This window comes from Vibrio atypicus, from assembly GCF_009811315.1.
GTDB lineage: Bacteria > Pseudomonadota > Gammaproteobacteria > Enterobacterales > Vibrionaceae > Vibrio > Vibrio atypicus.
Window position 1 is genome coordinate 329,033 of the sequence record NZ_BLID01000005.1, and the last position, 20,732, is coordinate 349,764.

General features: G+C 44.2%; 16 protein-coding genes. 10 read left to right on the forward strand and 6 right to left on the reverse strand.

The genetic code is table 11. From position 1 onward, the window contains the following. The 7 genes from prpB to GVO60_RS13315 all read left to right on the forward strand — a co-directional run bounded on the left by prpB (nucleotide 1) and on the right by GVO60_RS13315 (nucleotide 9,989). Nucleotides 1-897, forward strand: coding sequence for a methylisocitrate lyase (gene prpB / locus GVO60_RS13285; protein WP_159654794.1), 897 nt, complete (start codon nucleotides 1-3; stop codon nucleotides 895-897). A gap of 117 nt (nucleotides 898-1,014) precedes the next feature. Beyond that, nucleotides 1,015-2,139: a bifunctional 2-methylcitrate synthase/citrate synthase gene (gene prpC / locus GVO60_RS13290; RefSeq protein ID WP_159654796.1), complete on the forward strand. Its 1,125-nt coding sequence runs from the start codon at nucleotides 1,015-1,017 to the stop codon at nucleotides 2,137-2,139. A 75-nt stretch (nucleotides 2,140-2,214) separates the two neighbouring features. Continuing rightward, nucleotides 2,215-4,812 carry a Fe/S-dependent 2-methylisocitrate dehydratase AcnD gene (gene acnD / locus GVO60_RS13295; protein ID WP_159654798.1) on the forward strand — a complete coding sequence of 866 codons (2,598 nt, stop codon included), beginning with the start codon at nucleotides 2,215-2,217 and terminating at the stop codon, nucleotides 4,810-4,812. Between the two features lie 21 nt (nucleotides 4,813-4,833). After that, the gene (prpF, locus tag GVO60_RS13300) at nucleotides 4,834-6,018 is read left to right on the forward strand and encodes a 2-methylaconitate cis-trans isomerase PrpF (protein WP_159654800.1); all 1,185 of its coding nucleotides are present in this window, start codon (nucleotides 4,834-4,836) and stop codon (nucleotides 6,016-6,018) included. Between the two features lie 48 nt (nucleotides 6,019-6,066). Next, a complete protein-coding gene (locus tag GVO60_RS13305; protein WP_162596545.1) occupies nucleotides 6,067-7,944 on the forward strand; it encodes a propionyl-CoA synthetase in 1,878 nt (625 codons plus the stop codon). A 113-nt stretch (nucleotides 7,945-8,057) separates the two neighbouring features. Beyond that, a complete protein-coding gene (locus GVO60_RS13310; RefSeq protein WP_159654804.1) occupies nucleotides 8,058-8,537 on the forward strand; it encodes a GNAT family N-acetyltransferase in 480 nt (159 codons plus the stop codon). 21 nt (nucleotides 8,538-8,558) lie between these two features. Further along, a complete protein-coding gene (locus GVO60_RS13315; RefSeq protein ID WP_159654806.1) occupies nucleotides 8,559-9,989 on the forward strand; it encodes a bifunctional NUDIX hydrolase/phosphatase PAP2 family protein in 1,431 nt (476 codons plus the stop codon). Nucleotides 9,990-10,010: 21 nt separating this feature from the next. Here GVO60_RS13315 and GVO60_RS13320 read toward each other — a convergent pair whose 3' ends face one another. Then, nucleotides 10,011-11,648, reverse strand: coding sequence for a methyl-accepting chemotaxis protein (locus GVO60_RS13320; RefSeq protein ID WP_159654808.1), 1,638 nt, complete (start codon nucleotides 11,646-11,648; stop codon nucleotides 10,011-10,013). A 146-nt stretch (nucleotides 11,649-11,794) separates the two neighbouring features. Further along, on the reverse strand, nucleotides 11,795-12,604 hold the full coding sequence (locus GVO60_RS13325) for a Cof-type HAD-IIB family hydrolase (RefSeq protein ID WP_159654810.1): 810 nt from the start codon (nucleotides 12,602-12,604) through the stop codon (nucleotides 11,795-11,797). 156 nt (nucleotides 12,605-12,760) lie between these two features. On the opposite strand from GVO60_RS13325, the gene queE reads away from it, so the two are divergent. Together queE and queC are read left to right on the forward strand one after the other, a co-directional pair. After that, a complete protein-coding gene (gene queE, locus GVO60_RS13330; RefSeq protein ID WP_159654812.1) occupies nucleotides 12,761-13,429 on the forward strand; it encodes a 7-carboxy-7-deazaguanine synthase QueE in 669 nt (222 codons plus the stop codon). A 10-nt stretch (nucleotides 13,430-13,439) separates the two neighbouring features. Continuing rightward, on the forward strand, nucleotides 13,440-14,138 hold the full coding sequence (queC, locus tag GVO60_RS13335) for a 7-cyano-7-deazaguanine synthase QueC (protein WP_159654814.1): 699 nt from the start codon (nucleotides 13,440-13,442) through the stop codon (nucleotides 14,136-14,138). Here the strand turns inward: queC and GVO60_RS13340 are convergent. From GVO60_RS13340 to GVO60_RS13355, 4 genes are all read right to left on the reverse strand, one after another. Next, nucleotides 14,095-16,065 (reverse strand): GGDEF domain-containing protein, encoded by a 1,971-nt coding sequence (locus GVO60_RS13340; protein ID WP_159654816.1) that lies wholly within the window; start codon nucleotides 16,063-16,065, stop codon nucleotides 14,095-14,097. The two genes, queC and GVO60_RS13340, sit on opposite strands and share 44 nt — an antisense overlap. 163 nt (nucleotides 16,066-16,228) lie before the next feature. Further along, complete coding sequence (locus GVO60_RS13345; protein WP_159654817.1) at nucleotides 16,229-16,582, reverse strand: DUF2750 domain-containing protein; 354 nt, start codon at nucleotides 16,580-16,582, stop codon at nucleotides 16,229-16,231. Between the two features lie 90 nt (nucleotides 16,583-16,672). Beyond that, nucleotides 16,673-17,290: an OmpA family protein gene (locus GVO60_RS13350; protein WP_371862459.1), complete on the reverse strand. Its 618-nt coding sequence runs from the start codon at nucleotides 17,288-17,290 to the stop codon at nucleotides 16,673-16,675. Next, entirely contained in the window at nucleotides 17,286-18,590 is a 1,305-nt protein-coding gene (locus GVO60_RS13355; RefSeq protein WP_159654821.1) for a TolC family outer membrane protein, read from the reverse strand. The genes GVO60_RS13350 and GVO60_RS13355 overlap by 5 nt, the downstream gene beginning before the upstream one ends. Nucleotides 18,591-19,008: 418 nt before the next feature. Here GVO60_RS13355 and GVO60_RS13360 point away from each other — a divergent pair. Beyond that, nucleotides 19,009-20,732: Ig-like domain-containing protein (locus GVO60_RS13360; RefSeq protein ID WP_159654823.1), on the forward strand; the 1,724-nt coding region annotated here is incomplete at its 3' end.

Here is a 20,732-nt window from a genome sequence, read left to right on the forward strand (position 1 = left end):
ATGAGCTTATCTCCGGGGGCGAAGTTTAGACTCGCTGTAGAGCAAAATGATCCACTACAGATTGTGGGCACCATTAATCCATATTGCGCCATGATGGCCAAAAATCTGGGCCACCAAGCCATTTATTTATCAGGAGGTGGTATCGCTAACGCCTCTTATGGTTTGCCTGATTTGGGCATTACTACATTGAATGATGTGCTGGTGGATGTGGATAGAATTACTAATGCTTGTGATTTACCACTTCTGGTTGATATCGACACCGGATTTGGCGGCGCATTCAACATCGGCCGAACTATTAAAGCGATGGAAAAAGCCGGTGCTGGTGCGGTTCATATGGAAGACCAAGTAGCGCAAAAACGTTGTGGTCATCGCCCGAATAAAGCCATTGTGAGCCAACAGGAAATGGTCGACCGAGTGAAAGCGGCTGTAGATGCACGTAATGATGAAAGCTTTGTCATTATGGCGCGAACAGATGCTTTGGCAGTCGAGGGTATGGATAGCGCCATTGAGAGAGCAATCGCTTGCGTAGAAGCCGGGGCGGACATGATTTTCCCTGAAGCGATGAACCAGCTTGATCAATATGTTCAATTCTCAACTGCACTATCAGATGCAACAGGTAAGCACGTGCCTATTCTAGCCAATATTACAGAATTTGGCCAAACACCGCTGTACGGTCGGGAAGAACTCGCAAAATCTAAGGTTGATATGGTGCTTTACCCATTGAGTGCTTTCCGTGCCATGAATAAAGCCGCTGAAATGGTTTATAAACACCTGCTTGAAGTGGGTAACCAAGAAGCATTGCTTGATTCGATGCAAACACGCAAAGAGTTGTATCAACACCTTAATTATCATGATTACGAAGACAAACTCGACCAACTGTTTTCTGAAGGAAAGTAATCGCAAAAATAAGTGGAAGTCCAAGAAGACTCATTAACCTAATCCAATAACGTAAAACGTCTGGCCTCCAATCGCTCCGACTAAGAGAGCAAAGTCAGACAGAAAAGGAGTTCTATCATGCCTAATGAACTAGGTGGCGCAGGCCTACGCGGTCAAAGCGCAGGAAGCACAGCTTTATGTACTGTCGGTAAAACGGGGACAGGTCTTACTTATCGAGGCTACGATATTACGGATCTGGCCAATAATGCCCAATTTGAAGAAGTAGCCCACTTACTGTTACGCGGTCACTTACCCAATCAGCAAGAACTGGACGATTATAAAACGCGCCTTGTCGGTTTACGTGGTTTACCGAAAGAGCTTAAGCAGGCGTTAGAGCTTATTCCAGCTGACGCTCACCCGATGGATGTGATGCGAACGGGTAGCTCTGTATTGGGTAATCTAGAACAAGAGATGGATTTCTCTGAGCAGCTTGATGCCACTGAACGAATGCTTGCGCTGTTCCCTGCAATTATTTGTTACTGGTATCGATTTAGTCACGACGGTGTTCGTATTGACACGGAAGATAGCTCAGAAGATTGTATCGGCGGGTACTTCTTGAAGATGCTAACCGATAAAGCGCCGAGCGCACTCCACAAGCAAGTAATGCACTGTTCGTTGATCTTATATGCAGAGCATGAATTCAATGCATCGACTTTCTCTGCCCGTGTTTGTGCTTCTACTCTGTCAGACATTCATTCATGTATTACTGGGGCAATTGGTACGCTACGTGGTCCTCTTCATGGTGGTGCTAATGAAGCCGCGATGGAGATGATTGAAAACTGGATGACACCAGATGAAGCAGAAAGCAACATCCTGAATATGCTGGCGAACAAAGACAAAATTATGGGCTTTGGCCACGCTATTTATCGCGAAAGTGATCCGAGAAACGCATTGATCAAACGTTGGTCTAAAGAATTGTCAATTGCAGTCGGCGATACCCACCTATACGCGGTTTCAGAACGTGTGGAATCGGTAATGAAGCGTGAGAAAGGGCTCTTCTGTAATGCGGACTTTTTCCATGCATCGGCCTATCACTTCATGGCTATTCCAACCAAGCTATTTACACCTATCTTCGTGATGAGCCGTTTGACGGGCTGGGCGGCGCACGTGTTTGAGCAGCGAGAGAACAATCGCATCATTCGCCCGAGTGCCGATTATACCGGTCCAGATCATCAAGATTGGGTTCCTATCGATCAGCGTTAAGCGCGAACTCGATGCTGCCTCTTCTTACTCAATGGATGGGGCAGTTGGAACTGGAACAAGCATTGGAAGCATCTTATGAATATAAACACACAATATAGAAAACCGCTTCCGGGAACTCATCTTGACTATTTTGATGCCCGTGAAGCCGTTAATGATATTTCTGCCGGTGCGTATGACGGATTGCCATACACGTCACGTGTACTTGCTGAACAGTTGGTACGACGTTGTGATCCAAATACGCTCACCGACAGTCTAAAACAGTTGATTGAACGTAAGCAGGAACTTGATTTCCCTTGGTATCCGGCTCGGGTCGTCTGCCACGATATTTTAGGCCAAACTGCGTTAGTCGATTTAGCTGGGCTGCGTGATGCCATTGCAGATGAAGGTGGGGATCCTGCCAAAGTAAACCCAGTGGTAGAGACGCAATTGATTGTCGATCACTCGCTAGCGGTTGAACATGGTGGTTTTGATCCAGACGCATTTGACAAAAATCGAGTGATTGAAGAGCGCCGTAATGAAGACCGCTTTCATTTTATCGAGTGGTGTAAAACCGCGTTTGAAAATGTCAGCGTGATCCCTGCTGGTAACGGCATCATGCACCAGATCAATCTGGAGAAGATGTCGCCAGTCGTCCAATCGAAAAATGGCATCGCCTATCCAGATACTTGTGTCGGGACAGACAGTCATACGCCACACGTAGATGCGCTCGGTGTCATTGCGATTGGTGTAGGCGGCTTAGAGGCGGAAACGGTTATGCTAGGTCGTCCTTCAATGATGCGCTTGCCTGACATCGTCGGTGTTAAATTGGTCGGGACACGTCAAGCGGGTATTACTGCGACGGATATCGTATTAGCCATTACTGAGTTTTTACGCGAGCAGCGTGTTGTTTCTTGTTACTTAGAATTCTTTGGTGAAGGGGCAAGTAGTTTAACTATTGGTGACCGTGCCACCATTTCAAATATGACTCCGGAATATGGCGCGACTGCAGGTATGTTCTATATCGACCAGCAAACCATTAACTACTTGAAGTTAACAGGGCGTGATGATCAGCAAGTGGAACTGGTCGAACAATACGCGAAACAAACCGGACTGTGGGCAGATGACCTTGAAAGCGCACAATATGAGCGAGTTTTAGAGTTCGATCTCTCTTCAGTGACGCGTAATATGGCTGGGCCGTCGAACCCACATCGCCGATTGCCGACATCAGAGTTGGCCGAGCGTGGGATCTCTGGTGAGTGGCAAGAAAAAGAAGGGGAGTTGCCTGATGGTGCTGTCATTATTGCGGCGATCACTTCATGTACCAATACCAGTAATCCACGTAATGTGGTGGCAGCGGGCCTAGTCGCGAAAAAAGCCAATCAACTAGGGCTGATTCGTAAACCTTGGGTCAAATCTTCTTTTGCTCCGGGTTCCAAGGTGGCCAAGCTTTATCTTGAAGAAGCAGGGTTGTTACCAGAATTAGAGAAGCTAGGTTTTGGTATTGTCGCGTATGCTTGTACTACCTGTAACGGCATGAGTGGAGCGCTAGACCCTCAAATTGAAAAAGAGATTATTGACAGGGATCTCTATTCAACCGCTGTGCTGTCAGGTAATCGAAATTTTGATGGTCGTATCCACCCTCACGCTAAACAAGCTTTTTTAGCCTCACCTCCGCTTGTTGTCGCTTATGCTTTGGCCGGTACGATTCGCTTTGATATCGAGCGCGATGCGCTAGGTCATGATACGAATGGCAACCCCATTTACTTAACGGATCTATGGCCCACGGATGAAGAGATCGATGAAGTCGTCGGTCAACATGTTAAACCTGAGCAATTCAATCAGATCTACATTCAAATGTTTAAGCTTGATGATGAAGAGCGCAGCAGTAGTCCACTGTATGACTGGCGCCCTCAAAGCACCTATATTCGCCGTCCTCCCTATTGGCAAAAAGAGGGTGAGGGTGCATTAGCAGGTGAGCGAACTTTGTCAGGTATGCATCCATTGGCCATTCTTGGTGACAACATAACTACTGATCACCTTTCTCCTTCGAATGCGATTATGGCCAGCAGTGCTGCTGGTGAATATCTAGCGAAAATGGGCGTGCCAGAAGAAGACTTTAACTCTTACGCCACGCATCGAGGCGATCACCTAACAGCCCAACGCGCAACATTCGCGAATCCCAAACTCTTTAATGAGATGGTGCAAGAGAATGGTCAAGTGAAGCAAGGTTCATTGGCGCGGATTGAACCGGAAGGTCAAGTTGTTCGGATGTGGGAAGCGATTGAAACCTACATGCAGCGTAAGCAACCTCTCATTATTGTCGCAGGTGCGGATTACGGGCAAGGCTCTTCTCGAGATTGGGCGGCAAAAGGAGTTCGATTAGCTGGTGTGGAAGCGATAGTCGCAGAAGGGTTTGAGCGTATTCACCGGACTAATTTAGTTGGAATGGGAGTTCTGCCTTTGCAATTTAAAGAGGGGATCACTCGCCATATACTCGAACTTGATGGCACAGAAGTCTATGACGTGTTGGGGCATATTGAACCCGGCGCTGATCTTGCGCTGGTCATCACTCGCTCGAATGGTAAGAAAGTCGATGTCGCTGTGACTTGTCGTCTGGATACGGCAGACGAAGTCCATGTCTACAATGCAGGCGGTGTACTACAGCGCTTCGCACAAGATTTTTTAACTCAATAACGGCTTTGTAGGAGTAACGCTATGGATAAAGTACAAAGCCAAATCAAAGTTGCTGCAACCTACATGCGAGGCGGTACCAGTAAAGGGGTTTTCTTTAACTTGAAGGACTTGCCAACTAAGGCACAGCAGCCAGGTGAAGCAAGAGACAAACTGCTAATGCGAGTTATCGGAAGCCCAGATATGTATGGCAAACAAATCGATGGCATGGGGGGCGCGACATCAAGTACCAGTAAAACGGTGATTGTTAGCCAAAGCGAACGAGAAGATCATGATGTGGACTATCTATTTGGCCAAGTCTCTATCGATAAACCTTTCGTTGATTGGAGTGGTAATTGTGGCAACCTTTCTGCAGCAGTTGGGCCGTTTGCAATTCATGCTGGGCTAATACCAGCGCAGAGAATACCAAAAAATGGGATTGTCGAAGTACGTGTTTGGCAAGTCAATATCGCTAAAACAATTGTTGTGCATGTGCCGATAGTTAATGGACAAGTGCAGGAGACAGGAGCGTTTGAACTTGATGGTGTGACCTTTCCTGCGGCAGAGATACAAGTTGAGTTTATGGATCCAGCTGATGGTGAAGGGAGCATGTTTCCAACTGGTAATCTAATTGATGATTTTGATGTGCCGGGTATGGGAACACTTAACGCAACCTTTGTGAATGCAGGGATCCCAACCATCTTTATTGACGCTGAATCTATCGGCTATCAAGGTGTAGAGCTGCAAGGTGATATCAACAACGATGTCGCTGCATTAGAGGCGTTCGAGACGATTCGGGCATATGGTGCGTTGAAAATGGGCTTGATTGAAACTCTTGAGCAAGCGCAGAGCCGTCAACACACACCAAAAGTTGCGTTTGTTTCAAAGCCTAAGACATACCTATCTTCAAGCCAAAAGAGGATTGAGCCATCTGATATTGACCTATTAGTTCGAGCTTTGTCTATGGGTAAATTGCACCATGCAATGATGGGAACTGCCGCCGTGGCTATCGCTTCAGCAGCTTGCGTTCCAGGAACCTTGGTGAATTTGGCTGCTGGTGGTGGTGAGAAAAGTAGCGTGACGTTTGGCCACCCTTCAGGAACCTTAAAAGTCGGGGCGAAAGCCACGCAAACCAAACATGGCTGGGTAGTAGATAAGGCCGTTATGAGTCGTAGTGCGAGAATTATAATGGAAGGTTTCGTAAGGGTGCCCTCCAACGTTTTTGAATAACTCACTTGCTGCAAAAATACAGTGTCAGGACATACTGGAGGAAGCAATATGTCTGCATATCAAAAAGAATACTTATGGGCGCAAACCGAGCCGGAGCAGTTTTGGCAAGCGCAAGCAAAAAACATTGATTGGTTTGAAGCACCAAAAACGATTATCCAATCCGATGAAAATGGTATCGAGCGATGGTTTCCAGACGGTTTGCTAAATACCTGTTGGTTGGCGTTGGACTATCATTGCGAGCAAGGTCGAGGTGATAACACTGCCTTGATCTACGACTCTCCAGTCACCAATAAGAAACAAAAATTCAGTTATACGCAGCTTCGCGATCAGGTTGCAAAAATTGCAGGTATGTTAGCAAATCAAGGAGTGACGAAGGGCGATCGAGTGGTTATCTATATGCCGATGATTCCTGAAGCTGCAATGGCGATGTTAGCCTGTGCTCGGTTAGGGGCAATTCACTCTGTGGTCTTCGGTGGCTTCGCGCCAAATGAGTTGGCAGTACGTATCGAAGATGCAGAACCCAAAGTGATAATGACAGCCTCTTGTGGCGTTGAAGTCAGCAAGGTTATTCCTTACAAGCCACTCGTTGATAAAGCCATAATGGACAGCAGATGGAAGCCCGAAAGCGTATTTGTATTGCAGCGCCCTGAATGTGAAGCTGACTTGAATTCTGCCCGTGATATTGACTGGAAGAGTGCTTATCAACAAGCACTACCTCATGCATGTGTGCCGGTACTTGCAACGGATCCTCTCTATATTTTGTATACATCAGGAACAACCGGAAAACCAAAAGGTGTGGTCCGTGATAACGGTGGCCATGCAGTTGCGATGAAGTATTCGATGAGTGCAATCTACAACATGCCGCAAGATGGCGTGTTCTGGGCAGCATCGGATGTCGGTTGGGTTGTTGGCCATTCTTATATTGTTTATGCGCCGTTGATTCATGGCTGCACCACGATTTTATTCGAAGGTAAACCAGTAAGAACGCCGGATCCTGGTGCATTCTGGCGAGTGTGTGAGGAATACAAAGTTGACGTGCTCTTCTCTGCGCCTACGGCATTTCGCGCGATTAAGAAAGAAGATCCAGACGGCAAGTTTCTTGACCAATATGACTTATCTAAGCTGCAAACCATCTTTATGGCCGGTGAACGTTTAGATCCACCAACGTTAGAGTGGGTTGAGTCTAAATCGAGTAAGCCTGTGGTTGATCACTGGTGGCAAACGGAGACTGGGTGGGCAATCGCTGGCAACCCAACGGGTATCGAGTCTATGCCAGTTAAAGCAGGATCAGCAACTAAGCCGATTCCAGGCTATCAGGTTGAAATACTTAATGAGTTAGGCGAAGTGGCACAGGCTAACCAACAAGGTTTTGTTGCCCTTAAACGCCCGTTGCCACCAAGTTGTCTACCAACGGTATGGCGTAACCATGACCGCTTTGAATCAGGGTATTTAAGCCAGTTCCCAGGTTATTACGTTTCTGGAGATGGCGGCTACTTAGATGAAGACGGCTATTTGTTCATTATGGGACGTATTGATGATGTCATTAACGTTGCCGGTCATCGACTTTCAACCGGTGAGATGGAAGAGATTGTCGGCGGCCACCCTGCTATTGCTGAATGCGCGGTAGTCGGGGTTCATGATGATCTTAAAGGTCAGCTTCCGCTAGGGTTTGTCGTTTTAAAAGACGGCGTCAAAGTAAATGACCTCGAGTTAGAGGGTGAGTTAGTGGGCAAGGTCCGTGACGAAATTGGTGCAGTGGCTTGCTTTAAACATGCGCTAGTTGTGGAGAGGTTACCGAAGACGCGTTCAGGTAAAATACTGAGACGCACGATTCGTCAAATCGCAGATGGTGAGCAATACACGGTACCGTCAACCATTGACGACCCAACCAGCTTAGACGAAATCGAGAAAGTTCTGAGCTCTTGAGTAAGAATTCTTACATTTGAGTCACAAGGCCTCCTTATCTAAGGAGGCTTTTTTGTTGATAATTGAATCGGAAACAATCACACTATTACTTTATTCGCATTACGAAAATATCTATGCAATCCCTAACGTTACGAGCGGCTAATCAGAGCGATCTAGAGCAACTTAATGAGCTTATGTATCAGCTTCATGATGAGCACCATAGGCAGTCTCCAGATTTTTTTAAGACAGCAGAAGACATTGAACAAGAGAAGAGTATTGCGCGTTATCTTGATAACCCTGAATGCTTGGTGTTTGTCGCTTGTGATGACAAGAAAGTGATTGGCTTTATTTCTGGGCATTTTTGCGAGCTCATATCGACTGTGAGCAAACCCGTTCAAATGGGCAGCATTGATGAGTTGTATGTGATGCCAAGTCACCGAAAACAAGGTGTAGCGGGTATGCTTTGTCAACGAATCGAACAGACGTTCGAAGAGTATGGTGTAAAAGAGATGTTTGTTGAGGTCTGGGATTTTAATCAGCCAGCCAACCAGTTGTATCATCAATTAGGTTTCGTCAGTCACATTAATTGGTTGCGTAAACCACTAGGAAAATAAATAGAATTAATGAATATATATATGAGAATGCTTAGCTCTTGGTTTGTCTTACTGCTAGGCGTTGTGTCATTGGGTAGTGCCGCCAAAACATTTGCTTCAGAAGACTCTAATTCCGAGATTAAAGGCGCTGCATGTATCATTCGAGCAGACAACAAAGTTGTGCTTGTTCATGAAATTATCACTAAAAAGCTTTCTTTACCCGCAGGTCGCGTAGAAAAAGGTGAAGACCCAGCCATCGCAGCGCAGCGTGAGACTTGGGAGGAGACCGGCTTAGTTGTGCAAACAAAAGGGGTCTTAGGGCGTTCAAAAGACGCAATATTTTATGACTGTGTGTCTGAATCGGATATTGTTTCTTTTCAATTTAATAACGTCCATGATGGTTTTGAGTTGCCTATTTGGTTCGCCCCCCATTATGGAATTGAGATTTCGTCAGCTATGTTAGTGGATCCAAGTCTGATCCCAGTTGATGAGTATCGATTCCCAGAGCAACGTGACTGGGTAAAGGAAATCGCAAAAAAAGCGACCGACCAGTCTGTTGTTTACGTTGGAAACTTGGTCGAAGCTGCCCCAAGTTTCAATCAAGTTGAATTGAATTGGATGCTGCATTTTCAACATGCCATTATTTCTTTACCCGATAGTATTCGTGATACTGTTCGTAGCTTTTTGATGAGTGGGAATATTCTTGCTCAACCTTTCTTACTTATTGTTTTGTTGCCTTTGGTGTACCTGAAATACGGTAAGCACTTTACTTACAAGATTTTCTTCGCGATTACGATTACCTCTTTGATGAGCTTGATTGCGCAGCAAGGTTTTTCGTTTCCTAGACCGCATGTTTATTTGCCAGCCGTGGAGTTGGTTCAAACCTATGGATACAGTTTTCCAAGCACACCTGCTGCGATTTGGTTATGTGTTGGAGTGTTGATTTTACATGCGGAGAATAAACTAAATTTCAATCAGCAATCTGTTGGCTTCGCTTTGTTCATTGTATGGCTAGGTGTCGCTAAGTTTTATACGGGCTCTGCCTTTTTCATCGATATTTTAAGTGGAGCGCTGCTTGGTTTCTTATGCTCTTGGCATATCATCCGTCTGGAAAGTAAACCCGGTATTAATGCGATTGAATTGCTCTCCTCAAAGGTTGTGTGGCTAATGTTGATGGGGATGTGTTTGGTGATGGGAGTGTTTTGGCCGAGCCCAGTTGTTGGGTATTGGTTGGCAATTATCATTACCGTGCTGTTCTTAATCTTTACCTTGAAAGAGAGTCAGGGTGTTGTTACGAAACAAGCTGTTTTACTGGTGATGCTTTCTTTGCTGGGGCTTAATTTTGTGATTTCGCTATTTTCTAACTATGTTTCCCATAGCACGAGTATCACTTTAGCGGTTGAAGCGATGCGTTATCCTTTACTCATCGTATTGTTTGTATTAGCAATTCGGAAAAATTTAAAGGCTGCCTGAGCAGCCTTATTTTTTAAGCTATTAGCACTTAAATTGTGAAACTAACTTATCTAAACGCTCACATTGATCAGCGAGAGACTGTAGAGATTGCTCGGCTGAGCATACGGTCTCTACCATCTGATTGCTGTTTTCTGCAATTTTCTGAATGTTGAAGTTCACTTCTTCACTTACTGAGCTTTGTTGTGTTGCGGCTGTTGCGATCTGAGTGTTCATTTCATTCATCTTCGAAATCGCAGCTAAGATTTGATGTAACGATTCGGTGGCGGTGCTAGCTGACATTATAGTGCCTTCACTGCTTTCTTTACTTGCTTGCATTACTTTAACCGCTTGTTCAGCGCCAGCTTGTAGACGTTCAATCATCTCTTGAATTTGGCCTGTGCTCTTTTGAGTACGGCTTGCTAGAGAGCGAACTTCGTCAGCAACGACTGCAAAACCTCGGCCTTGTTCACCCGCTCGAGCAGCTTCAATTGCAGCGTTCAAGGCAAGCAAGTTAGTTTGCTCTGCAATACCACAAATAACATCCAAAATTGAAGCGATGTTAGAGACATCTTCATCAAGAGTATGGATCACGCCACTTGCGTTTTCGACGTCATTGGCAAGATCACGGATGGATAGTGTGGTTGACTCAAGAACTTTATTCGTATTTTGAACTTCTTGGTTTGCGCTGAAACTTGCACTGGCAGCATCGCCGGCATTTTCACTTACAGATTGGCTAGTCGCTTGCATTTCATGAACAGCGGCGGCAACGAGTTCGCTCTCTTTTTGTTGCTGATCTGTAGAGTGAGAAATGGATTCAGTCACATTTTTTAAGTGGGACATTTCTCCACGAATGGACGTGGTGGTTTCGACGACCTGTTGAATCGTGTGTTGAATCTTACTGGCGAATAAGTTGAATGCGTCTGCAAGTTGGCCGATTTCATCTTGTGATTGAGCGTCAATACGTTGATTTAAGTCACCGTCGCCAGATGAGATTTCTTTCATCGCAGACGTAATCTTTTCGATCGGTTTTACAATTGCCTTAATTAGGAACCAACATGTCATTAGACCCATAAGAATGACAATAAGAGTACCTAGTTCTAACGCCCATTCAGCATGTTTAGCCGCTTTTGCGTTCTCTATTTGAGCTTGCTGGCGAGCTTCTTCAATCTGATCTTTTACGATGTTCAGTTGTTTGCGTACTGCAATGAATTGGCTGTCGTATGTGCGCTTGTTATCTTCGTAGATTGCATTCCATTCACTTTGCGGTGCATTGATGAAGGATTCGTAGCTAGACAGCCACTGCTGTCCTAGGTTGACTAGAACGTCGATGTCGCGAGCAGAAGATTGAGGGATTAGCTTTAAAGAGACTAATTCTGAAGGGCTTTCCATACGAGGAAGTGCTTTGTATGCATTGTCCTTATATTCAAATAAGTGGTGTTCAACTTCGCTTTTCGAGGTTGAGAGCACAAGAGCTTGTACTGCAGAGGTCGCTTGGTAAAGATCGCGATAGGCATCTTCGAGGGTAAACAAAGCAGGTAAGTAGTGCTGCTGAATAGTATCAGATATCTTGACTTGCTTTAGTGACGTGACGATATTGATGATCGAACTTGCTGAAAAAAGAAGAATAATGAGTGAAACGGGTAAAATGATTTTCTTTTTAACGCTTAAATTACTAAACATTAGATATGCCTTTAACTAAAAACTAGTTAAATGATATCAACTGTTTCATTTGATGTCGTATAAGTTAATGTTTTTGTTAATTAAAACTTTTAATCGTCACCATGAATCTGTGTAATGGGAGGCCGTTAAGCCTCCCATGTTTTACATTATGCATTGAGTACGTATTGCTCAATCACTTTGGCTACGCCGTCGTCATTGTTACTGTCCGCGATAATATCTGCGATGGCTTTTGTCTGAGGCATAGCATTCTCCATTGCCACTCCAAGGCCAGCGTAATGAAGCATGTGGTGGTCGTTTTCCGCGTCACCCATACAAATGACTTCATCTGCGGTGATACCAAGGTGATCGGCAATCGCTTTAACGCCAACACCTTTGTTACTTTGTAAATCGAGAAACTCTAGGAAGAAAGGAGCGCTTTGCACTATGGTGAATTCATCGTGTAACTGCGCTGGAATCGCGGTAATAGCTTGAGTTAATTTCTCTGGTTCACCTACAATCATTGCTTTGATGATAGGGTGGTCATCTGATAATGCGTCGAAGCTCATTTCGGTTACGGGAATTTGGTTTATTTTTGATTCGATTCCGGTGAACTCATTATTCTGGGGAGTAATTAAGCCGTGCTCGCCGCTAAATGCGTGACAAAATAACCCCAACTCGTCTGCCAGAGCAGCAACTTGTTTAGCTTTCTTTCCATCGATCATCGCATTGTGAATGATTTTGTCAGTGCCAATTTCTTTCACCATTGAGCCATTAAAATAAACAACGAATTCGTTGTCACCGAACATCTCTAGCTCGTTCAATGCTTGCTGCATGCCTGCCAACGGTCGACCTGACGCCAACACTACCTTTACACCTTTGTGGCGCGCTTGTGATATAGCTAGCTTAGTGCGGTCACTGATTTTTTTGTCGCTGGTTAGCAGTGTGCCATCCATATCCAAAGCGATTAATTTGTACATAACTTACCTAAAAACTGATAATAAAAAGAGGCGAGACTTGGCAGCATAATGCTTCATGAAGTAATGTTCAATTTATGTAGAGGTTGACCTTAAGTATCAGGTCATTTAAGGTCTCGTCCTTGCAGATTTTTGCTAACAAAATAGGCTGAGAGTAAGTTGTATAAAGTTAACGAGATGTTTGAAACAATTCAGGGAGAAGGGGTGTTTACTGGTGTTCCTTCAGTATTTGTGCGGTTACAAGAGTGTCCGGTAGGGTGTGCTTGGTGTGATACGAAACAGACATGGGACGCGACGCCGCAAGATGAAACGGATTTTGCTCAAATTCTCCTAAAATCTGAAGATTCTCCAACTTGGTGTAGTGCCACGGCTGAAGACATTGTTAGTGAATATGTAAAACAAGCATATACTGCGAATCATATTGTTATTACCGGTGGTGAACCGTGCATTTATGATTTACGTCCTTTAACTATGGCGTTTGAAGCTCATGGTTGTCAGTGTCAAATCGAAACGAGTGGCACGTCGGAGGTAGTAACATCAGACAAGACTTGGGTGACGGTGTCACCAAAAGTGGCAATGAAAGGACAACTTCCAGTATTAGACTCAGCTCTGTTACGCGCGAATGAAATTAAACATCCTGTTGGTACCACGAAAGATATAGACCAACTAGACATTTTATTAGAACGCGCTAACGTCTCGAAAGAAACGGTCATTGCACTTCAACCGATTAGCCAGAAGCCGAGAGCTACACAATTATGCATTGATGTCTGTGTTGCTAGAAACTGGCGTCTATCGATTCAAACTCATAAGTATTTAAGTATCGCTTAAGGAATTCCTCATGAAAATAGCTGTTGTCGTTTTTAGTGGTGGGCAGGACTCGACCACCTGTTTGGTAAAAGCGTTAAAAGAGTACGATGAAGTCCACGCGATTACGTTCGATTATGGTCAGCGACACAAGCTTGAGATAGAAGTAGCGCAGAATCTAGCGAAAGAATTGGGCGTTAAAGCGCACAAAGTGATGGATGTGGGTTTACTTAATGAACTGGCTATTAGCTCATTGACTCGTGATGATATCCCCGTTTCACATGATCTTCAGGAAAACGGATTACCAAATTCATTTGTGCCAGGACGCAATATTTTGTTTTTGACGCTTGCAGGTATTTACGCTTATCAGATTGGTGCAGAGTCGGTGATAACCGGTGTGTGTGAAACTGACTTTTCTGGTTATCCAGATTGTAGAGATGAGTTTGTAAAATCAATGAATAAGGCGCTAGTACAGGGAATGGATCGCTCATTTGATATTGAGACTCCACTAATGTGGCTGAACAAGGCTGAGACATGGGCTCTTGCCGACCAATATGATGCATTGCAGCTTGTTAGAGAAAAAACTCTAACATGCTACAACGGTGTCATTGGTGATGGTTGTGGAGATTGTCCTTCCTGCGAGCTGCGTAAAGTGGGTCTAAACGATTACCTTGATGATCGAGAAGCGGTTATGGCGGCGTTGGTACATAAGCAGACTTATCAAGGTAGATAGGTTCATTAAATGCGTCAATCACGCTATTTTTTCCTTTTTGTTTAACCTGATATAACGCTTGATCCAAAATAGAATATAGCTCGTTGAAGTCGGCCAAAGACTTAGAGGTCGCCAAATAAGAGAAGCTTGCGGTAACGTTAAGCTTCTTATTACACTCAGACAGAAAGGATGTATTCGCAATCGCTTTGTGAAGACTCATTACCTTGTCTTGAATATCTAATTCATCAAGATTTTTCATCACAATGACAAATTCTTCTCCCCCCAAACGACCGAAAATATCGTCTGTATTGCAGTGCTGAAGAATAAGCTCGGACACATGCGATAGTGCAGCATCGCCAGTAGGGTGCCCATATTGATCGTTAATTAATTTAAAGTCATCTAAATCAAGAAGTATCACTAGGTATTTGTAGTGGTCATCCTTAATCTTTGGTAGCTTTTTAATATCTCGTATAGCGGCAGCACGGTTCCATGCACCAGTTAATAGATCTTTTTCTGCCTGCTTTAGAGCTTTTCGTTTAAAAAATGAAGTACTAAACAGCAATACTATGAGTATTGCAGAAAAGAAGGCAAACACTTGACTTAATGAGGTTAAGCGCTGTATTTCAGCGGATTGACGCTTGTTGGTATCCAGCAGTTTAGAGTGCTGCAATTGTTGAATATATTCTTTTCTCGCGGTATCTAAAGCAATATAAGCTGACTGATGTTGTTTGTCTCGTTTATCCAACTCAGTATCAATGTATCTTTGATAATAAGTAAGAGATTGTTGGTATTTTCCTTGAGCTTCAGCCAAATTGGCGAGAGTCTTAAGAGCTTGACCTTTAAGTGGGGCACTCTTGATTGCGAGCGATAAGTTCATTGCATTGTTAGCGAAATCTTCTGCTCGGATAAAGTTGTTCTGTTGTTGATGAGCACTGGCGAGAGTAAGGTATATTTCACCTCTAAGCTGTCCATTGCCTTGAACCGATGCGTTTTCGAGTGCCTCTAATAAATATCTATTACCTAACGCATAATCACCTAATGCAGTATATGTCTTACCTAAGCCTAGAAGCGCATACGTCAAACCATAGATATGGTTAAACTGCTGGAGTATTTTTTTAGACTGCGTGAAGTGATGAAGTGCTGATTGATAGTCGCCATCGGTTAACAATATATCACCCATGCTGTGGTGAGATTGAGCGAGAAATAGTTTTGTTGGATTGCTACCGCGTAACTTGAGGGCGATTCCTACATATTCTTTAGCTAACTGCATATTTCCAAGGTTTTTGAGTAGTAAGCCTGCGTCGTTATACACGCCAGATGGATCGATGTAATTTGGAATTATGGCTAGATACTCTTGATAAAATTTTAACGCATTCTGATAGTCACCAAGGTATTCGAAATTGTTTGCTATAACTCTTAGCGCCTTATAGCGAGGGAGTATTGACTGTTTTGTATCGTCTAGATGGGTGTTTAAAGATGAGCAATATAATGCTGCTTTATGAAATTGCCCTTGTCGATTGAGGGATCGGCATAGGTGATATTCGAATAGGATCTTACCATCTATTTGGTTGGACTCCGTGACATGCTTTAACAGCGATAAGTAGTTTTGCTTTGAAACATCGAACTCTAATGCTTCTTCACTATTTAAGGCAGCGATAAAAGTTTGCTCTAATTGAGAGTATTCTGAGTCATAAGAAATCTTGTTGCCATGAAAGGGCTGCCCTCTAAGAATCATAAATCCATGAATTTTAGAACTTATGTAAAGTTTCTCTATGCCGGGAGGAAGTGCGTTGTATCTATCTTGAAGCATAGACAGCGCTCGCTGCTCATCTTGAGGTAGCACTTCGCTATAAGCTTGTTCCCAACTGGACAAGTCGTCTTGTGCATTAACAGCAAAAGAAATAGCTAACACGGGAGTTAGCAGTAACCTAGAAATTAGACGTTTCATAATATGAATATTGTTATGTTTGTTCCATTCTAGATGAAAGCAACCATAGCGCACAATGTGTTGTTTTTAGAGAATAAGAAAATTGCGATGTAAGTAGGGTTGTATTTGGAAATAAAAAAGCGCTCTGAGTGAGCGCTTAAAGAAGTGTTTTGTAATTATAAGCTTAGCCTATGTATAGCTTTGCTAGGTCACTTGGTTCCATTTCACGGCCTTCAAGTGTTGCGTTCCAGTTTGTACCAACCAAAACACCATCTTCTGCTAACGTTAGTAGCCAATCTTCAACGAAAATATCAAGTGGGATTTCTAACACTTCGAAATCAGCCCACTCTTCAACGTTATGTGCTTCTGCGTCTTCTTTCGCTGACCAGAAAGGCATCACTTCGCTGTTTTCAAATTCAGTAGAGTCACACGACAACCAACCTTCTTCATTGCGTAAGCCCCAAACCATTTTGGTTTGTTGTGTTTCAGCAACGAAAAGCTCAAGGTTTGCCTGAATATCTGAAGTTAGTTTACTCATGAGTTTTATCTCTTAATTAGAATCGTCGCTAGATTAGCATTGTTAGCAGCAAAGCTAAAATAAAAAGGGAGCTTATCGCTCCCTTAGTTGTTATTTTTCAATTTTGGTGAAGATTGACCACTCTTCTTTTACATGACCTTTATAACCGACTACGCTCGCAACCACTTTTCGGTTTTGGGCGTGACTTTGCTCATCGTCACCAAATACAGATAGGTTAGTATCACCAAAGCCTACAATCTGGATTCGACTTGCATCAACGCCATAGTCTAGAAGCAGTTGCTCTACTGCAAACGCACGTTGCTTTGACAACTCAAGGTTGTACTCCGGTTTGCCGACTTTACTGGCAAACCCTTGAAGTTCAATTGAAGTCGATGGAAACTCTTCTAAGAAAGCAGCCATCTCACGAACTTGAGTCATAAATACAGGCTGTACTTCACTAGAATCATTTGCAAATAGAATGTGCAAATCGATACTTTCTTCAGTATTAATAAAAGTACCGCAGCCATCGTTGTCTAATTCAGAGCGAGCTGGTGTTTGTGGACAAAGGTCCCTAGCGTTAATCACGCCATCTTTGTCATCATCCTGTAGATCATCAATTTGGTTTGGAACTGGTGTTTCAATATAGTCGTATTTATCTTCTGCTGAAACAAAGCCACTCGCGAACACACTTGTGATCAGTATTGAAAGTGCTGTAATTTTCATATTAATACTCTACGGCCTCATTCCATTCGTCAGGTGTATCTACTCGCAGCGCAGAAAGTAGGCCGCCCGTTGCATTCATTACTCGGTACTTAGCGTATTGCTCATCGTACTTGGCATCCAAATAACCTTTGCGAGCTTCGAATAATTCGTTCTCTGTGTTCAATAGATCAAGTAAGGTACGTTTGCCGAGCTTATATTGTTTTTCGTACGCGATAACGGTATCAGAAGCAGAATCAACGTGGTCAGCTAAGAACTCTTTTTGTTGGACGGTTAAGTCTAGTGCGCTCCAAGATAAGCGTAAGCCTTCTTCAACTGTTCGGAACGTATAGTTTCGCAAGTCTTTTGCTTTGTTCATTTGGTATGCCGCGCTATCAGAGCGGTCTGCATCGGAACCACCATTGTATAGGTTGTATCTCATACGAAGCATCGCAGAAAATTCTTCACTTTGCCCTTCGATACCGCCTGCATCATCGCGCCACGTTTGATTCGCTTCAAATGAAATGGTTGGTAAGTTCGCACCTTTCGTTTGCTGGAACTGAAAGCGTGCCGAATCAACATCTGCTTGTGCAATTTTAATTACAGGGTGGTTGTTGAATGCTTCGTCTAATGCATCATCAATAGTAAATGGAATTGCGTTTTGGTCCGCGCGAGGGAAGGTTAATCCTTGAGGAGCTTGACCTACAATACGTTTGAATTGAGTATGCACGTCGAACAAATTGTTTTGGGCGGCAAGTAGGTTGCCATGCGCTTTAGCTAGACGAGCTTCTACTTGCGACATATCAGCAGTAGAACCAATACCTGAGTCTACGCGTCTTTTGATGTCTCGGTAGATATCTTTATGCACCGCTAGATTGCTTTCAGATAAAGCGAGTACTTCATAAGCTTTAGTCGCATCTAGGTAGATTTTAGTTACCTCAAGAGCAATATCTTGCGCATCGGAAAGTAGCTGGTAACGAACAGATTCAGCGTCTGCAGCAGTACGATCCATATCGTTTAATGTAGAAGAGCCATCCCAGATAAGTTGAGTAAGGGAAAGCGTCGCTTCTTTACGAATAAGTTCGTCATTTGTACCCGAAGCAAGATCGACATCTTCATAACCAATTCCAGCGTCTAAATCTAGTTTTGGTAGATATGCTCCAGTCGAAGCTTCTGAGTCGTATACCTTGCTCTGAAATTCATTATATGAGGCTTTAACTTTAGGGTTGTGCGTAATGGTATACGCCACTGCCTGTTCTAATGTTTGACTGTATGCAGGAAAGCTAAGTGCGACCGTGCAACTTAGTACTTTCAACTTATTCCAATTCACTTTAACTCTCCTCGTACCGCATTTATGCGATGGATACTACTTAAATTTCAGTCTCATTTTTAAGATAAAACCATCGTTAGCGTCAATAAAATACCACCTATTTCTTCAAATGACTAATTAATATTATGAAATAAATGTTAATAAACAGTACTCTTGCTCGCTTTTGAGAGGCACATTGATGAAGTGGTACGTCGAGATAGTATGTTGTTTATTTAATAGTACAATTGAGATCTTGATTCATACTTTATGTGTTGAATTCTGCAACATGTTTTTTAAGTCATACGGTGTGATGACAAAAAAGTAGTTTAGATAACTTATCATAAATGTTAATTTATATAGATCGTGAATAAGTGTTTTTGCCAATTTATTGTCGTTTCTGACTGAGGCGGCCAGGTAGTAAAGGATTAGGGGCTCTAATATGGGTTTTGGTACGTACGTAGCATTGGGTAACTTGGCTAGTGGTCAAGTAGTCGTAGTAGATACTAACGGTAAGGTTAGAGTGCTACAAGAAGGCGAGCTGCCTAAGCCAGGTGAAGTGGTATTGAATAACGAGCAGTCTGCTCCTGGTGAAGAGCCGTCCATCAATGTTGAATTGATTGGTGATAATGGCCAAGCTCAGGATATTTCGAGTGAACTTGAAGATATCTTTGCTGCGTTAGAAGAAGGGCAAGACCCTACGCAGTTGGGTGAAGAGTTTGCAACCGCTGCTGGTGGGCAGAGTGGTTCAAGCCTAACCGATTCCGGAACTATCAGTCGTGATGGCTTAGAGACAATTGCATCTACTGAATTTGTCACTCAAGGTTTTGAGTCGCTTGGCCTTTCAGAAACGCAAAGCTTATCACTATTAGAGCAATTTCAAATCCTCCAACAACCGCCTGTATTTGTTGACTCGAATGCAAATCCTTTAGGGGAAGATATTCAGGTTACAACTGATGAAGATACGCCTGTAAGTGGCACATTGGTCGCTACCGATCCAAATGATGATGAATTGACATTTACCGCTGGAGAGCTACCTGGCAATGGTACTCTTGAATTAAGTGAAGACGGTAATTGGACCTACACACCGAATGACGATTATAACGGCTCAGACAGCTTTACGGTAGTGGTCTCGGACGGCCAAGGTGGCACGGATACCATCACAGTGAACATTGGTGTGACGCCAGTGAACGACGATCCTGAAATCGTTGATGGCAATGGTGCGCCGCTAGGCGATGATATCTCTGTTACTACAGAAGAAGACACACCAGTGAGTGGTACGCTCAATGCCACTGACGTTGACGGTGATGATCTGACTTTTGTCAAAGGCAACGATCCACAAAACGGCTCAGTGACGGTCGATACCGACGGCAACTGGACGTACACACCAAACGACGATTACAACGGCTCAGACAGCTTCACCGTTGTAGTTTCTGACGGCCAAGGCGGCACAGACACCATCACGGTCAACATTGGCGTAACGCCAGTGAACGATGTTCCTGAAATCGTCGATGGCAATGGTGCGCCGCTGGGCGACGACATCTCGGTTGAGACGCCAGAAGACACGCCAGTGAGCGGTAAACTCGATGCGACCGATGTGGATGGCGATGATCTCACCTTCAGCAAAGCAACCGATCCGCAAAACGGCTCAATGACCGTCGATGCCGACGGCAACTGGACCTACACACCAAACGACGATTACAACGGCTCAGACAGCTTCACTGTGGTGGTTTCTGACGGCCAAGGCGGCACAGACACCATTACAGTGAACATTGGCGTAACGCCAGTGAACGACGATCCAGAAATCGTCGATGGTAATGGGGCGCCGCTGGGTGATGACATTTCAGTCGAGACGCCAGAAGACACGCCTGTGAGCGGTAAGTTGGATGCGACTGACGTGGATGGCGATGATCTGACCTTCAGCAAAGCGACCGATCCGCAAAACGGCTCAGTGACGGTTGATGCCGACGGCAACTGGACCTACACACCAAACGACGATTACAACGGCTCAGACAGCTTTACGGTGGTGGTCTCTGACGGTCAAGGCGGTACCGATACGATTACAGTGAACATTGGCGTGACGCCAGTGAACGACGATCCAGAAATCGTTGATGGTAATGGCGCGCCGCTCGGTGATGACATTTCAGTCGAGACGCCAGAAGACAC

What these genes read in the sequence shown, in the direction of transcription:
- prpB (WP_159654794.1), top strand. Translation starts at nt 1, where the DNA reads ATGAGCTTATCTCCGGGGGCGAAGTTTAGACTCGCTGTAGAGCAAAAT.
- prpC (WP_159654796.1), top strand. Translation starts at nt 1,015, where the DNA reads ATGCCTAATGAACTAGGTGGCGCAGGCCTACGCGGTCAAAGCGCAGGA.
- acnD (WP_159654798.1), top strand. Translation starts at nt 2,215, where the DNA reads ATGAATATAAACACACAATATAGAAAACCGCTTCCGGGAACTCATCTT.
- prpF (WP_159654800.1), top strand. Translation starts at nt 4,834, where the DNA reads ATGGATAAAGTACAAAGCCAAATCAAAGTTGCTGCAACCTACATGCGA.
- GVO60_RS13305 (WP_162596545.1), top strand. Translation starts at nt 6,067, where the DNA reads ATGTCTGCATATCAAAAAGAATACTTATGGGCGCAAACCGAGCCGGAG.
- GVO60_RS13310 (WP_159654804.1), top strand. Translation starts at nt 8,058, where the DNA reads ATGCAATCCCTAACGTTACGAGCGGCTAATCAGAGCGATCTAGAGCAA.
- GVO60_RS13315 (WP_159654806.1), top strand. Translation starts at nt 8,559, where the DNA reads ATGAGAATGCTTAGCTCTTGGTTTGTCTTACTGCTAGGCGTTGTGTCA.
- GVO60_RS13320 (WP_159654808.1), bottom strand. Translation starts at nt 11,648, where the DNA reads ATGTTTAGTAATTTAAGCGTTAAAAAGAAAATCATTTTACCCGTTTCA.
- GVO60_RS13325 (WP_159654810.1), bottom strand. Translation starts at nt 12,604, where the DNA reads ATGTACAAATTAATCGCTTTGGATATGGATGGCACACTGCTAACCAGC.
- queC (WP_159654814.1), top strand. Translation starts at nt 13,440, where the DNA reads ATGAAAATAGCTGTTGTCGTTTTTAGTGGTGGGCAGGACTCGACCACC.
- GVO60_RS13340 (WP_159654816.1), bottom strand. Translation starts at nt 16,065, where the DNA reads ATGAAACGTCTAATTTCTAGGTTACTGCTAACTCCCGTGTTAGCTATT.
- GVO60_RS13345 (WP_159654817.1), bottom strand. Translation starts at nt 16,582, where the DNA reads ATGAGTAAACTAACTTCAGATATTCAGGCAAACCTTGAGCTTTTCGTT.